Origin of the sequence: Acidisoma sp. S159 (assembly GCF_009766125.1) — a bacterium.
Classification (GTDB): Bacteria; Pseudomonadota; Alphaproteobacteria; order Acetobacterales; family Acetobacteraceae; genus Acidisoma.
The window spans coordinates 1-14,082 of the sequence record NZ_LMUG01000050.1 but is presented as its reverse complement, the minus strand read 5'-3'; the positions used below and the strand labels follow the sequence as shown (position 1 = coordinate 14,082).

Below are 14,082 nucleotides of genomic sequence, written 5' to 3'. Positions count from 1 at the left end.
TGAGGCAGGGGCGATCCGGGCGGCAAGGATTGGAGATCTCGATCTAGTCAAGTTGTAAGCTGGCTCGGTAGCTGGTCGCCTTCATAGGCCTTCTTCCGAGAGGGTGGAGGCGCTAGCGGATCGCCAACAATCTCCTCGCGAACGAGCGGCATGCGGCGGCGGAGGCTTGCGCTAGACGCGCGCTTCGCGAAGTTGGACGCGGAGATCGTAAGGCCATTTCGGTCATCCCGAGCAAGCGGGGTGGTAAGGGCATCATGGACGACCTCGGCGACAAGTTCCGCAAAATCCTCGATCGCGCAATGTGCATGTCCTCCCGTGCATCGCTGCGGCTCCAACAAAATCCGAATGCCTCGCCTCTGTTTGCTTTCGGAAATCCACTAGTTCGTTGTAATCATGAATCTTTTGGCTGCACTGCGACGCCGAGACCCTAGCATAACGGCCTGCCACCGCTGTGGGTGCCTCAAGCCTTGCTAAGGGCTATCATGTTGGCATGACCGATCATCCCTCAGATACCTATCCCGCATGGTTGAAAGTCGGCGCGGCTGCGGTCTTCGGCCTGCTCTACCTTGCGCGACCCGTTGCGATAGGTCTCGGCAGCGCCTTGGGCCGGGTGATCAAGCCGACATGATGACAAGCAAAAACCCCTTCAATTGCTCCAAGGTGCTTGTCGTCAGCGGGTAGGTCTCGCGGGCGTCGGGGAGGATCGGCGCCCAGGTGGTGCGACATTTCTTCGGTAGGAAGGAAACGCGTCCTGGACGCCGACAGCTTTACTTTTGGGTAAGTGGTCGAGAAGCGACCATCTCGCACCTCTGCCCACAACAGCAGGGTACGGGACACCCGGCTCCAACAGGATGCAGCCTGTTGACCTCGGCTCGACTATGCCACTCACCCAACCAACCAGGACTCACGTTACATCGCTAACCCTCTCCCCCGGAGCCCTAGGAGGCCACATCAACACTCTTGATCGTTCGACATTCCATAATCAATACGTGATAGGTCCCTTCTCGTGTGTTGATGGAGCGAGGGAGGAGCGGCCTTTCGGCCTCGTCCATCCGTTAGTAGCAGGCAGGGTAGCTGGTCTCTTATGCACAATGAGCGCTCGCACCAGAGGCTTACTCCTCATCTCGGCTCTGTAAGGCAGGGGGAAACAGGACGTCCTGTTCACGGCGGAGTGCCACGAGGCGGTCATTCGCGAGATCGAGCACCACATCGTCATAGGTGAGGTGCTCGCCTTCGAGACGGCTCGTTTCATTGAGGCACCTCGCGCCAGGGCGAAGAGAAGAAAGTTGCCTCGACTCACGATGCGCGCCTTTTCCACACGCCCCGCGACGCAGAGGCCGCCGATCTCGTCGATGACCTCACCCTCGAGAAGATCCTTCTTCGTGAGCGCCATGACGTCGGCGTAGCGCTTGCCGTTTGTCAGAGGGGCTATGGTCACCTGCCGATCTATGACTGCCATGGTAATAGAGATCGGCGCCTGGATCGCCACGTAATGATAAGGCGTATAAAAAATGCCGACCGTCGACTTTCCTGTCGGCGATGGAGGTAAATGAGCGCCAGCTGCGCTACCGAGCGGACTCCTCTCGTCCACCAGGTTGCCGAGACCAGACATTGAATTCATAAACACCCGCTGCAGTTCATTCCGAATTCGCACTACGACGAAGAACCAGACAGGCTGGACGTGGGGGCCTTCGGCCGGGATGATACGTTCGACGACACCGGTGCGACTAAGGATGCCGCCATGTTCGCGGCTGTCGAGAATTTGGGTAACACGCTGTGCGAATTCGTTAAAGGTGGCTGCCGGTCGATGCATTCCGCAGATATCGGGCTCGAGCCCGGTCGCGTTGGCGATCAATGCAGCATTCTTCGTTCGTCTTCACGCGGAGTGACGCCGCCAACCATTCGCCGAACCGTAGATGCAATGCCGGCTCGCGGGCTCGTAAAGCAGCCGGGCAAGATCACCACGCAGTATCTCCATCTCTGCGGTCGGCCCGTCCGCGCCCGGTTCGGCGACGACCTTCGCCGCTATCCGACCATGCTCGTCGACCCAGGCAATACCTTCCTCGCCGGTGCCGGCATCGAGTGCTGCTCGTTCCAGTCCCATGCGCCGCAGAACTTCGCGCCCGGACCCGCGCACGTCGACATTCTGACCGCCATCGCGGAACGCCGGCGCACGCTCCACCACAGTCACGTCAAAGCCGAAACGCCTCAGCCACCAAGCGACGGCATTACCGGCGATACTCGCGCCGGTGAACAGGATGCGACCCATCATCTCCCTCTTGATCAGAAAGCCTCAACATGGCACCGAATTTTGTAGGCTCCACCACCACCTAACAGCGGCGAACGTCGTATCAAGCAGGATAACGTCGACTGCTGGATTAAAAACTTCGCGGAAACCTGCTCGAAATTCACCACGACCGTGTTGGTCGCAATAGGAATGCGGACGCCCTCTCGCACTCGGCGCATGCCGCTAAGCCCCAGGCAGGGTCCTCGTAGTAGTCATTGTTTTGGTCCTCGATCGCCCGACCAAAGCGCAGAGCCTGTTCAACACTGAACGCAGCGTTGGGATCGTACCGCACGCTATCTGGACCGAGAGCCTTAGCCCACGCCCTATACACTTCTAATTCGTAGTCCGGCGGAAACACCCCGCCCTTCAGCTCGTGCGAGGTGAACCCGCATCGCCTTTTCAAAGCTAGAGTGTCGGAGATCAGCTGATCCGCCGTTCGAACTTCGCGATCGCCACTGCCCTGATTCGGCAGGCGGAAGAACATGTAACTGGCAAATGGAACGGTATCCCGGACCTTGCCGCCGAGAATGTCGTAGGCGGGCACGCCGAGCGTCTGCCCGATAATGTCGATAAACCGAATTCGAGGGCAGCATGCAATTGCGTGCGGCTGTTATAGAGACTTGCTGTCGAATTTGTTATTGAAGCGCATTGCTTCGAGCTGAAACGAGTCATGTCCGACCAGGTAGGCCTTCAGTGCCAAAAACGCGGCCTCAGCACTCTCGCCGCCGCCGCCCATTTCACCGAGTCCGATGAGGCCTGTGTCGGTCTCAACCTCGAGGATCGTGCGTACGAAGCGGCCCCAGTGGGCTCCATTGGAATGACGCAAAGGAGCCTCGAGCGGGACTGAGACAGTCGTGGCGCGGATGTCTATTATTTTCGGGCGTCTCGAGGTTATCCTCCTTATGCCCTTCTCCCCGTTGTGACTATGATTTCAAATTCGGCAAGATGCGGCGGTTCATTCTTTCCGTCGCCTCGTCCGACCCGTCATGAAATGTCCCGAAGAGGAGATCGGTAGGGATGACGCCGGCACTTCCGTAGTTCACCTCGAAGTATTTGTGGTGAAGGTAGTGGTAATAGTCATCGGTCTTCACGGTAACGCCGTCGCGTAGGACGACCCGTTCAAAACCGACATGGCCCTGCGCGGGGGCAAAGCTTAAATGCTGAAGCTCGAAGATGACGTGCATCGGATGCGACGGCACCACCCAGTGAAGCAGCACCGCGGAGTAATAGAGTAGGTGTTCCACCGGATGCATCGCGAGGCCCGACCAGGGACCGATATTGACGTTGTTGTGGTGCAGGCTGTGAACAGCGCGGTAAAGCGGCGGCCAATGGATCATACGGTGAGTCACATAGAAGTGCACATCGCGCCACATGGGAATGGCGAGAAAGAGCAACACGAACCAGACCGGATGCTTCTGCCAGCTGAGATAAGGGAGCCAGCCGTTCGCCTCGCCCCAGAAAGTGATAATCTCATAGGCCGTCCAAATCGGCACGGCACTGATGAAGGTCCAGAAGATATTGTCGAGAACCTGGTTGTTGAACAGGAAAATGTTGTTGCCTTTCGCCGGCCAGCGCGGATGGTATTTGAACTCCTGCCCCTGCGCCTTCTGGATGTAGAGACGGAGGTGCCAGCTTCCTGCGATCAGAAATAGGAGGCCCGCATTGCGCGCCAGGATCAGTGCCATCCAGGAGAGCTGCAGATGACGCATCGTCGCAAGGTTCGGCGTGAGGCAGAACCAGGTAAAAGCGGCTATGAGCAGATAGAGCAGGTTCCACGGCAAGATGTAGCCAGGAAAGCCGAAGAAGACCTTCAGCGCCGCCCTTGGCCGCGGCGGCCAGACCAGAACTTCTGCCTGCCGCAGCAGCGTCCCCGGCCGCCAATGATCCCGCCGCTCACGCTTCCTTGCGGCACGCGAGGAAGCACCCTCCAAATCCGTATCCGACATAGCCGAAACTCTCCCTAAAGACGACCATACGGTCGTGCCTTTGCCGGGAAGGATGCGCCAGTGAGCGCACCACGATCCGCTCTTTCTAAGAGCATTCTACTCCCCGCGCTTTTCCTGTTGCAATCACGATCCTCCGTGGCGCCGGCGATCAGGCATGCACGCTGAGCGACAGGCCTTGCATGAAGTAACGGCGCAGCAGCAGGAACACCGCGACGGTCGGGAGGCTGGCCAAGACTGAAGCGGTGATCACGAGATTGGGTGTGGTTCCGGCATAATTTCCCTGAAAGACCATGAGCGCATTCATCACCGAACGTTGCGCCGTCTCCGTCGTCAAAACCATCGAGAAGATGAGATCGTTCCATATCCATGTGAATTGCAGGAGAAAGAGCGCGATGAGCGGGCCGGTACTGTTTGGCAGGATGATCGAGCGGAAGATGCGCAAATGCGAGCAGCCGTCCATTCGAGCTGCCTCGTCGAGATCCCGCGGAATCTGGCCCATGTGGTTTCTAAGGACGAGGGTGGGGAAGGGCACGCAGATCGCCATATAGGCCATCAGAAGGCCGAGGCGCGTATTGAGTAAACCGAAACGCGCATAGCCCTGGAACAGCGGAATGAGGTAGATCTGGAAAGGGAACACGGTGCCCGCGAAGATCACCATGAACCAGGTGGTGCGCGCAGGAAACACAATCCGGGCGAGCGCGTAAGCCGCCGACGCCGCGGCAAGCACGGCTCCGCCCGCGCCAAGCACGCCATAGCCGAGCGAGTTCAACATGCCCTGGCCCATCTGCGTCTGCGCCCAGGCAGCTTCGATATTGCCTGGCAATGACGAGAGAGACGGCGGTAGGGAGAGCGGTGTGCCGGAAAGGTATTGGGCCGTAGACTTGCAGATTGTCGAAACCGCATAATAAAAGGGCACGAGCCACAAGACGGCAAGCGTGGCCGCTCCGGCGAGCGCAAAGCGGCGGGAGGAGCCGGCAACACTCATCGGATGCGGCTCTCCACGCGCTGCTGCAGGATCACCTGCAACAAGGTAACGATGAGGGCAATGCCACCTAGCAGCACGGCTATGGCAGCGCCATAGGCCCAGTGGCCAGAACGGAAAGACTCCCAGTATTGGTGGATGGCGAGCGTTAGGCTTGACGGATTAGGATAGTCGCGCCCCATGACCCAGACAAGATCAAAGGTCGTAAAGCCGGCTATAATAGAGATGGTCGTCACCACCAGCACCGTCGGCATCAGCATAGGCAGGACGATGTGGCGGAAGATTTGCCAGCGGGATGCGCCCTCCACTGTCGCCGCTTCAATCGGATCACGCGGCAGTGCAGCTAGGCCCAAAAGGAGAAGCACCATGACAAGACCGGTCGTTTGCCAGACATAGGCGATGATCATGGCTGGGGTTGCGGTCGAGGCTTGGTAGAGCCAAGACTCCGCGAAACGTCCGGCGCCGACCTGCTTGAGGATGGTGTTGACGACCCCATTGTCGGCATAGACGTAATACCAGATGGCGCCGATCGCCGTGGGGGCGACGAGGCGTGGCAGGAAGAAGATCGTCTTGAGGAACTCTTCCCCCTTCAGCCCGCGCAGGAGCACAGCCAAGCCCAGGCCGATCAGGACCGGCAATACGAGGGAGGCGATGACCCAGACAACCGTGTTTGAGGCGGCCGCAGAGAAATCCGGATTGTTGATCGCATGCCGATAATTCGCCAAGCCGACGAACCGGTTGAAGCCTTTGAAATGCGACCATCCGGTGAAGGAGATAAGGATGTTGTAGACGACGGGCGCAAGAAGAAAGATGCTGACGAGCAGGAGTGCCGGCGCCATGAAGAGGATGGCGGAGAAGTAGTCCCGGCGGCGGACCGCGCGCTCTTCCGCTGTCAGCCGTACCGGGCGGCGGGCAGCGGCTCCGCGGGGGGGAAGCGCCGGAAGTGCAGGAATTCCGCTCACTTATTATTCGCCCGATAGTCCTTCGCGGTGTGTTCGATACTGTTCATGCATTGCTCGGCGACAGCCGGGGTAGGATTGACCATGAACTTGTTGAACTGCTCGACCGCGGGCAAAACAATGTCCGATGGGGAGGCTTCCCAGTATCGGGTGATAAGCTTCGCATGCGTCGCCGTCACCGCGTTCGTGAGGCTCGCGACCACGGGATTGGGCTTGGGCACTTTGGGATCGCCGGTGTTGAGCGACGCGTATTGCCCCCAGGCCACACCTGCCTCCGGCGTCATCCACCACCGGGCGAAGCTCATGACATCGTCCTTCTTCGCTCCTGCGCGGGAGATGACAAGGGGCGACGCCTCGATAATGATCGACGGCTGTAGGCTCTTTTCCACATTCGGCATAATGAAGGCGTCAAAATCTTTGCCCGGCTGCAGGCCATCCTGCATCAGATTGGCGTAGGCCCAGTCGCCGATAAGATACATAGCGGCCTTGCCACGGGCGAAATCGAGGAATTCCTCGTTAGAGGTTGCGGGCGTAAAGAAGCCGCGTTGATATAATTCACCCCAGAGAGCGAAGACCCGCTTCACGGGGGCACTCGTATAGCCGATCTTACCGGCATTCAGCTGTGCATAGGCATCCGGATCCGTGCGGATCAGTAACTCCTCGAACCAGATGAACCCGCGCCAGCCGTCTTGTATCGTAGCGTTGAAGGGGGTGATGCCGCTCGCCTTCAGCTTCGCGGAAATTGTCATCAGTTCGTCCCAACTCTTGGGCACAGTGACACCTGCCTTCGCGAAGAGGGCTTTGTTATACGCCACACCCCAATAATTGACCGTAAGCGGCACACCGTAAACGTGGCCATCGACCGTGAGGAGGTCGGCGACCGACTGTTCCGCTTCACCAGAGGCGATCGCTTCATGCCAGACGTCGTCGAGTGGCGCCAAGGCATTGGCCTCGACGAGCTCAGCGAGCTTGGTGCCGTTCCACCAACTAAACATGTCGGGCGGGTTTCCGGCCTGCACGCCGCTCGCGATGAAGGCCTGATACTGATCAGTGGCATAGGGTGTGGGCGTGAAAGGGTGGCCCTTGCTCGCGGCGAAGGTCGCCATTTTCTTTAGGAAATCTTGCCAGAAGTATTTGTCGTGATAGAGCTTCAGGTCCGTCGCGGCTAAGCCTTGGCGGAATTGGCCGGCAAGCGCGGCAGCGGCGAAGGCCGCCAAGACATCCCTACGTTTCATTGGGTCCCATCCAGCTTCATTGTTAAGTTTGACCGGGAGCGGACGCACGGCGCAACGACTCTCCGCTCTTCTGATCGAAGACGTGAATACGATCGAGATCGACGGCGAAGCGGAGCACCTCGCCCGGCGCGACCGGGCGCGGGCGATACATCCGCGCCACAGCCTCACTCTCCGCGAAGGGCATGACGATGAGCGTCTCATTGCCAAGCGGCTCGGTGAGCAATACCGGCGCTTCGAAGAAACAGGGACGAACCGGTAGAGTGCCGTGTCCTTCCACAACGAGGTCCTCCGGCCGCAGACCCATGGTGACCTCCGTCCCCTCCGCGAGATGGGCGACGTGGCCGGGCAGCTGCAGCGCAGTGCCGTCGGCCAGGACCATCCTATCCTGTTCGACCCGACCGTCGAACATGCGCATCGAGGGCGCGCCAATGAATCCGGCCACAAAGCGATTGGCAGGGCGCTCAAACACTTCCAGTGGCGAGCCGATCTGCTCGAGGTTCCCGTCGCGCATGACGACAATAGTATCGGCCATCGTCATCGCTTCGGTCTGGTCATGCGTGACGAAAATCACGGTGGTGCGCAAGGTCTGATGCAAGCGCTTGATCTCAATGCGCATGGCGGCACGCAGCTGCGCATCGAGGTTGGACAGTGGCTCGTCAAACAGGAAGACGCTCGGTTCGCGTACGAGAGCGCGGCCGATCGCTACTCGCTGGCGTTGGCCGCCGGAGAGCTGCGACGGGCGCCGCTCCATCAGATCCGACAAATGCAGCATCTCGGCTGCCGCCGTCACGCGCCGGACGCGATCCGCCAGCTTTGCTCCGGCTACGCGCAGGCCAAACTCGAGATTGTCGCGCACAGTCATATGCGGATAGAGGGCGTAGCTTTGAAACACCATGGCGACACCGCGCTTCGCGGGTGGCCGCGCCGTGACATCCTCGGATCCGATGTAGATGCGTCCGCCCGAGGGCATCTCGAGGCCCGCGATCATACGAAGCGTAGTCGACTTGCCGCACCCGGAGGGACCCACTAAAGCGACGAAGGCGCCATCCGGAATCGTGAGGTGCAGATCTCGGATCACCTGCGAACCGCCATACCACTTTTGCAAGCCTTCAATGGTCACGCCAGGCATGGCAGCCTCCGCGTTCTCGTCACGCGGATCATCAGGAAACTCGAAAGACAGCGATTGGATCTAAGACAGTTCAAATAGGCCCCACTTGCTCGGTTCTGCGGCCAAGCTCGGTAGAGCACTATCATGGTAAGAAAGGTTGTCAACGGCATTTGCGGCCGACTACGATGACGAAAGTCCGCGTAAGCGATTTGTAACAGATCTTAATTTCAGCGCCGTCGATCGTGCCGGAGGCCGCCCCTTTGGACGATGGAAATCGGCCACTTTCCGTTGAGTCGGCATAGTCATCCAAGTCCCCCCGACTCTGTTGCATACGGCGCCCAGCCGGACGCTCACGCTCTTCAACGAAAAATCGGGGCGCGGGCGCATTGCTTATTTTACGGCGCCCAACGCGAGACCCCTGATCAAGAAGCGCTGAAGCCCGACGGCTAGCAACATGATGGGCAGCGTCGCGAGCAACCCCGCCGCGGACAGTTTTCCCCAGTCGACCGCGAGGAAGCCGACATATTGTGTCCCTAAGAAAGCGGGAAGTGTCGTGACATTCAGACTGGTCAGAGTGAGCGCGAAGAATAGGTCATTCCATGACAGGATGAAACCAAGTGCCGCGACCGTGATGAGGCCCGGGACCGCGAGCGGCAGAATGATGACCCCGAAGGCCCGCAGGCGGGATGCCCCATCAATGACCGCAGCCTCCTCCAGCTCGCGCGGCAAGGCTTGAAAGAAGCCTCGCATAACCCAGACGACAACCGCGAGGGAGAGAAGAACGTGTGCTATGACGACGCCGACATAAGTGTCCAGCAGACCGATGTGGCGATAGACCTGGATGAATGGGACAATGATGACAACGGCCGGCAGCATCTTGGTTGAGAGAATGAAATGCCCCAGCTCCTTACGGCCCGGGAAATCGCATCGGGCAAGCGCATAGGCGAAAGGGACGCCAGTCGCGAGAGCTATCGCGACGCTTCCCATGCCGATGATGAGACTGCCAAGTAGGGCACTGCGGAACCCATCCGAACTCAATACCGCGCCGTAATTCGCGAGCGTCGGTGAAAAGATGAAGCGAGGTGGGAAAGCAATCGCTTCTATGGGCGTCTTGAGCGACTGCAGAACCATCCACGCAATCGGTGACAAAAATACCAAGGTGCATAGCCACAGCCAAGTATACGCCACCAGCCTTGCGAAGGGGGTGGAATGCATTATTCGACCTCTTGGCCGATAAGGTCCCCGATGCGGCGGGTGGCAAGCATCGTCGCTATCAACAGGAGCACGCCGATGGCAGCTGTGGTCCGCGGCTCATAGAACTGGAAGGCCTGCATAAACGCTCTTATGACAAGCGTTTCTGTCGCGCGCCCAGGTCCGCCCTTGGTGACAACAAAAATCGTGTCGAACGCTTTGAAGGCATCCATCATGCGGAACAGCAGGGTGACAAGAAGAATGTTGCGCAGAAGGGGAATGATAACCATGCGCAATGTCTGCCATCGCGTGGCGCCATCGATCAGCGCGGCCTCGAGCGGCTCACGAGCCAGGGACTGAAAGCCTGCATGGATGATGAGGAAGCAGAAGGGCGTCCATTGCCAGGCATCTATGAGGATGACAGTGGCAAGCGCCGTATCGGCCTGGGTCGCCCAACCCGGTCCATGCACGCCCACCACGCGTAACAGGGCGTTGACGACGCCGAGGGCGGGGTTGAGCATCATGCTCCAGGTCAGGCCAGAGACAACCGGCATCAAGGCCATGGGCAGAATCAGGATCGAAGAAAAGAAGCGGCGTCCGGCGCCCACAAACTCCATCGCATATGCCAGTGAAAAGCCAAACAGGAAACTAATAGCGGTCGAAGCGCAGGTGAAGATGAGCGTGTTAGTAACTACTTGGGCAAATCCGCTGGCTGTAACGATAGCAATGAAGTTGCCGAGGCTGGCGCCCCCTTTGTCCGAGGTAAAAGCAAGTATGATTGTGTAAATCAGGGGGTAGATCAGGAGTGCGAGTAGCACGACCGTCAGTGGCAGCGTAAGGATCAGGGCAAAGCGGCGCATGTCGCGCGACGCGGAGCTACGATGACGCGCGAAATGCCTCGGCCGGAAGAACTGGGCAACGCTCCGCTCACGAGGTTCCGAAGCGCTCGTCGTCATCTTCAGGCTAAGATCTTTTGCCACTGTGACTCGACCGATTTGAGGCTCGTAGCGGCAGTACTGTCGCCGGTAATTACCTGCTGGATGGCGACACGCAGGGGGTCCATCAACTCAAAGAACTTTGCATTCGCGGGAAGAATCACGGCGCTTGTTAGGGAGATCTTCACGGCGTCCAAAAAGTCGGCCGCATACATCTTGCTCGCGTCTGATGTGCCATAGACCGAGGCGCGCGGCGCCAAAACGCCCTTACTCTGCAGAAGCGCCTGCACGGGCTTTGACGTTGCCCATTGAATGAAGAGCCATCCCGCGTCTTGCTGCTTCGAAGCGGCTGCCATTGAGAGCGACCAATAATGCGAGCTCCCGTGCCGTCCCGCCGGCCCGGTCGGAAAGGGTGCGGCGCCGATTTCATTCGCGACGGTAGACAGCGTAGGGTCTTTGATACGGCTATAAATGACGGATGAATCCAGGAACATGGCAGCTTGGCCAGAGAGCATCGCCGTGTTTATTTCATCCCAGTCATAACTCGTGACGCCTTGTGGCGCGTCCTTGGCGAGATCCGCATACATTTGAAGCGCTTCGATGTCCTGTGATGAGTCGATCACTGGCTTCAAGTCAGGGGTCAAGAAGTCTCCGCCATAGGACTTCACGACGCCATAGAATGGCCACCAGGCATAGGTCCCCCCTCGTAGTGTTATTCCGCTGATGTTTCCCGCCTTGCCAATTTTATCGGCGGCGGCGAGCAGATCATTGAAATCTAACGGCGGCGCGATTCCCAGCTTGGCGAGCACGTCCTTGCGATAGATAAGGATCTGAGCTTCAGCTGTAATGGCGACACGATCGGCGTATTTGCCGCCGATAGTGGCAATCTGCCGAGCTCCGGGGAAAAAGTCCTGCCAGTCATACCAGTTCTTGTCGGTCAGCTTCGGGTCGTTCATTAGCGGATCAAGCGCCGCAGTCCACTTCGCCGCCTCGTAGCGCGGCGCGTCGTAATACTGAGACATGAAGACATCATATTCGAAAACGCCGGCCGATAAGTCCGCGGCGACTTTTGTTGCGTATTGGTCCTCCGGCAATTCGCTCAACTGGACGTTGATGCCTGTCAAACCACGGAATTGATCAATCTCGGGTTCAATGGCCTCCTGCCAAGGGTGCCGTGCCATGAACACATTCAACTTGGTGCCGGACTGTTGCTTCCAGTTGATCGAACCGAAATTCGAAGTTGCAGCCGAGGCTGACGATAGCTTGCCCAATGCGCAAACTGCCGCCGTGGCAGTCAGAAACTCCCGTCGTTTCAAAGTATACCTCCCGAAGAGTCGATTATGTTTTAATAAAGCACTACCATAGCCTCGTCGGCAAGGTAGTTCTCCAGATGGACGACAATCTGCTCGACACCCAGCTGCTTTGCAAAGGTAGAGTTATCCGGCGTCAGAAGATGTCGGTAGAGCCCGAGCCCGATTTTCATTGTCGCCCCTAGCCAGCGCCGACGGTTCGTCGTTAGGTCGTGCCTCTCAAAAAGCGCCGTCCAAAGTCCATGTGCGCTGCAAGCCGTTCAACATAAACTTTAAGAGCACGGGCCTCGAGCGCCGCAAGAATGTTGATGTGTTGCTCTATGGCTGCGCTCGTTCCATGCGTACCTTTTCCTATCTCCATTAGCCGTTTCATCGGTTCCGCAAGAACACGATAACTGCGTGAAAGGATTGCATTGCCGGAAATCTCGACAATCGCCAGATGGAACTCGTAGTCCCAACGTGCCTGCTCCCGAAGGTCTCCTGTCGCTTCCATTCTCTTTATGAGAACGCGAAGCCCCCTGAAATCCTCGTCTGATGCCCGCTCAACGACTGTACTCGCAATGCCAAGCTCGATAAGTTTCCGAAAACCCTGAATGTCCTCGAAGACTGTCGGGGTGATCTGAACTCCTGCGAAGGCGATGCCCAAAATGGCGTCTAGATTGGCATGCTGGATAACTGTACCCAGCCGGGGGGCGCGTCTCACCACGCCGAAAATCTCTAGAACTTTTATGGCTTCACGGAGCGTATTCCGTCCGACCTCGAATCGTTGCGCGAGTTCGCGCTCTGGGGGCAATGCATCCCCTTCCTTTAGGATTCCTTGTTCAATCATAGACATGATGGACGAGACCATGTGATCAGTATGACCTTGCCGCCGCACTGGGCTGATGGGAAGTACGTCATCCTTTTGTTCTGGCCGATTGTTTACTCGGCGAGCCTTCAATAGATCTTCCTTAACCTGAGGTTATTCTTAGCCGCCGGGGGCCGTCTTACCAGGTTACCTATCGTTCGGGCGCACGCGGCCTGCGACCTCATGGTCTCAAAGCGGCTAGTTGCTGACACCTTCAGTATCTCTCCACCCAACGAGCCGGACATTTTCTTGGTTGGGCCAAAGAACCATTAGTTTGATCGACAGATGGCGTCAAGCTTAACGTGGCGCATAGAGAGGTCGGCGGTAGAGGGATAACCAGCGAAAGGTCTCAGGACACACGTAGCGGTAAGAGATCTCGTTTTCACCCGGATGATCGCGGCGAGGTTCGACGGCTCTGCCGACTTAGAAACTTGAGGTCAGACGCTGGTTGAGGCGGTGATCGGCTATCGCGGCTGATCCTCCTGCCCAAGCCAAACCCGGTTACTTTTGACTAACTAACTAACTAAGCGCATTGCATAAACCGAAAACCGGCGCAGTTCTGGGCCAAGCGACATAGAATAGAAATGGACGTTATTCGATTCGTTTGGGGCATGGTTGATCGTTGGCGGCATTCTGCTTGCGCGAGAATTCTAGGTGATTGGCATCAACACGCGATAAGGACCCTCGTGTGTTGACGAAGATCAAAACCAACATACGCGGCGCAAGAGCGTGATCAACACGCAATAAGTTTCCTTCTCGCGTGTTGATCGTCAGCTTGCTGCTTTACGGCGTCAGCGCTCACGTTCTTGAGGTAGGCACCCACGTTTTCTGGGGGGGGTGCGTCAGGCTCAGCGCGACTGATCATGGTCAACCAGAAGATGCCCCAGCTCACGATGCAGAAGATCGAGATCAAATTTGCCAGGCGCTGTGCCGTTGGAAGCAAGCGCCAGCACGGCAATTCTCCGGTCGTCCCTCCGATCGATATCGAATTCTAACATACAAAATGTATATTCTTTCCGCGCAGCTCTTATATAAATCTCATAGGCAGCGAAGTTCCGCGTCATAAACGGCGACTGAGCGAGGCAGAGATGTTGGACTTCTACATTGCTCGTGGAGAAGCAAATTCCGAAATGGAGGAACAGCCGCCCTCGAGCACAGCATCTAGCGAACAAATCTGAACGCAGCGAAGCACGACCATGGGATTTTCGTCGGGTGGTTTGGGCGCTCGGCCGCGTCGGCCCTTCTTGGCATCATAGACCGCTTTCTTCGTCTCATAGGCCGG

General features: G+C 57.9%; 16 protein-coding genes. 1 reads left to right on the top strand and 15 read right to left on the bottom strand.

The window, feature by feature from the left end:
- Positions 1-490: 490 nt before the first annotated feature.
- On the top strand, positions 491-628 hold the full coding sequence (locus GSQ92_RS16230; RefSeq protein ID WP_158804985.1) for a hypothetical protein: 138 nt from the start codon (positions 491-493) through the stop codon (positions 626-628).
- Positions 629-982: 354 nt separating this feature from the next.
- On the opposite strand, the gene GSQ92_RS16225 is transcribed toward GSQ92_RS16230, so the two are convergent.
- The 15 genes from GSQ92_RS16225 to GSQ92_RS30240 all read right to left on the bottom strand — a co-directional run.
- Positions 983-1,855 (bottom strand): hypothetical protein, encoded by an 873-nt coding sequence (locus GSQ92_RS16225; RefSeq protein WP_159013688.1) that lies wholly within the window; start codon positions 1,853-1,855, stop codon positions 983-985.
- A 21-nt stretch (positions 1,856-1,876) separates the two neighbouring features.
- A complete protein-coding gene (locus tag GSQ92_RS16220) occupies positions 1,877-2,269 on the bottom strand; it encodes a hypothetical protein (RefSeq protein ID WP_216856833.1) in 393 nt (130 codons plus the stop codon).
- A 139-nt stretch (positions 2,270-2,408) separates the two neighbouring features.
- Entirely contained in the window at positions 2,409-2,831 is a 423-nt protein-coding gene (locus tag GSQ92_RS30250) for an enolase C-terminal domain-like protein (protein ID WP_216856832.1), read from the bottom strand.
- A gap of 66 nt (positions 2,832-2,897) precedes the next feature.
- Positions 2,898-3,113, bottom strand: a complete 216-nt coding sequence (locus GSQ92_RS30245; RefSeq protein WP_216856831.1) for a hypothetical protein — start codon at positions 3,111-3,113, stop codon at positions 2,898-2,900.
- Positions 3,114-3,210: 97 nt separating this feature from the next.
- Positions 3,211-4,233 carry a sterol desaturase family protein gene (locus GSQ92_RS16210; RefSeq protein ID WP_159013687.1) on the bottom strand — a complete coding sequence of 341 codons (1,023 nt, stop codon included), beginning with the start codon at positions 4,231-4,233 and terminating at the stop codon, positions 3,211-3,213.
- 148 nt (positions 4,234-4,381) lie between these two features.
- Positions 4,382-5,218, bottom strand: coding sequence for a carbohydrate ABC transporter permease (locus tag GSQ92_RS16205; protein ID WP_159013686.1), 837 nt, complete (start codon positions 5,216-5,218; stop codon positions 4,382-4,384).
- Positions 5,215-6,177, bottom strand: a complete 963-nt coding sequence (locus GSQ92_RS16200) for a carbohydrate ABC transporter permease (protein ID WP_158804981.1) — start codon at positions 6,175-6,177, stop codon at positions 5,215-5,217. Before GSQ92_RS16200 ends, GSQ92_RS16205 begins: the two co-directional genes overlap by 4 nt.
- Entirely contained in the window at positions 6,174-7,409 is a 1,236-nt protein-coding gene (locus tag GSQ92_RS16195) for an ABC transporter substrate-binding protein (RefSeq protein WP_159013685.1), read from the bottom strand. The genes GSQ92_RS16200 and GSQ92_RS16195 overlap by 4 nt, the downstream gene beginning before the upstream one ends.
- Before the next feature lie 22 nt (positions 7,410-7,431).
- Positions 7,432-8,538, bottom strand: a complete 1,107-nt coding sequence (locus GSQ92_RS16190; protein ID WP_158804979.1) for an ABC transporter ATP-binding protein — start codon at positions 8,536-8,538, stop codon at positions 7,432-7,434.
- Between the two features lie 369 nt (positions 8,539-8,907).
- On the bottom strand, positions 8,908-9,648 hold the full coding sequence (locus tag GSQ92_RS16185) for a carbohydrate ABC transporter permease (RefSeq protein ID WP_159013684.1): 741 nt from the start codon (positions 9,646-9,648) through the stop codon (positions 8,908-8,910).
- 83 nt (positions 9,649-9,731) lie between these two features.
- Positions 9,732-10,568 (bottom strand): carbohydrate ABC transporter permease, encoded by an 837-nt coding sequence (locus GSQ92_RS16180; RefSeq protein WP_159013683.1) that lies wholly within the window; start codon positions 10,566-10,568, stop codon positions 9,732-9,734.
- Between the two features lie 98 nt (positions 10,569-10,666).
- The gene (locus GSQ92_RS16175) at positions 10,667-11,959 is read right to left on the bottom strand and encodes an ABC transporter substrate-binding protein (RefSeq protein WP_159013682.1); all 1,293 of its coding nucleotides are present in this window, start codon (positions 11,957-11,959) and stop codon (positions 10,667-10,669) included.
- A 29-nt stretch (positions 11,960-11,988) separates the two neighbouring features.
- Complete coding sequence (locus GSQ92_RS16170; RefSeq protein WP_158804975.1) at positions 11,989-12,126, bottom strand: hypothetical protein; 138 nt, start codon at positions 12,124-12,126, stop codon at positions 11,989-11,991.
- Positions 12,127-12,158: 32 nt separating this feature from the next.
- The gene (locus GSQ92_RS16165; protein ID WP_158804974.1) at positions 12,159-12,788 is read right to left on the bottom strand and encodes a FadR/GntR family transcriptional regulator; all 630 of its coding nucleotides are present in this window, start codon (positions 12,786-12,788) and stop codon (positions 12,159-12,161) included.
- A 1,111-nt stretch (positions 12,789-13,899) separates the two neighbouring features.
- A partial coding sequence (locus tag GSQ92_RS30240) for a hypothetical protein (RefSeq protein ID WP_216856834.1) occupies positions 13,900-14,082 on the bottom strand: 183 nt, incomplete at its 5' end.

Bases quoted from the DNA above. Each gene is read 5' to 3' on its own strand.
- GSQ92_RS16165 (WP_158804974.1), bottom strand. From the start codon at position 12,788: ATGTCTATGATTGAACAAGGAATCCTAAAGGAAGGGGATGCATTGCCC.
- GSQ92_RS16195 (WP_159013685.1), bottom strand. From the start codon at position 7,409: ATGAAACGTAGGGATGTCTTGGCGGCCTTCGCCGCTGCCGCGCTTGCC.
- GSQ92_RS16170 (WP_158804975.1), bottom strand. From the start codon at position 12,126: ATGAAAATCGGGCTCGGGCTCTACCGACATCTTCTGACGCCGGATAAC.
- GSQ92_RS16190 (WP_158804979.1), bottom strand. From the start codon at position 8,538: ATGCCTGGCGTGACCATTGAAGGCTTGCAAAAGTGGTATGGCGGTTCG.
- GSQ92_RS16180 (WP_159013683.1), bottom strand. From the start codon at position 10,568: ATGCGCCGCTTTGCCCTGATCCTTACGCTGCCACTGACGGTCGTGCTA.
- GSQ92_RS16210 (WP_159013687.1), bottom strand. From the start codon at position 4,233: ATGTCGGATACGGATTTGGAGGGTGCTTCCTCGCGTGCCGCAAGGAAG.
- GSQ92_RS16185 (WP_159013684.1), bottom strand. From the start codon at position 9,648: ATGGTTCTGCAGTCGCTCAAGACGCCCATAGAAGCGATTGCTTTCCCA.
- GSQ92_RS16230 (WP_158804985.1), top strand. From the start codon at position 491: ATGACCGATCATCCCTCAGATACCTATCCCGCATGGTTGAAAGTCGGC.
- GSQ92_RS16205 (WP_159013686.1), bottom strand. From the start codon at position 5,218: ATGAGTGTTGCCGGCTCCTCCCGCCGCTTTGCGCTCGCCGGAGCGGCC.
- GSQ92_RS16220 (WP_216856833.1), bottom strand. From the start codon at position 2,269: ATGGGTCGCATCCTGTTCACCGGCGCGAGTATCGCCGGTAATGCCGTC.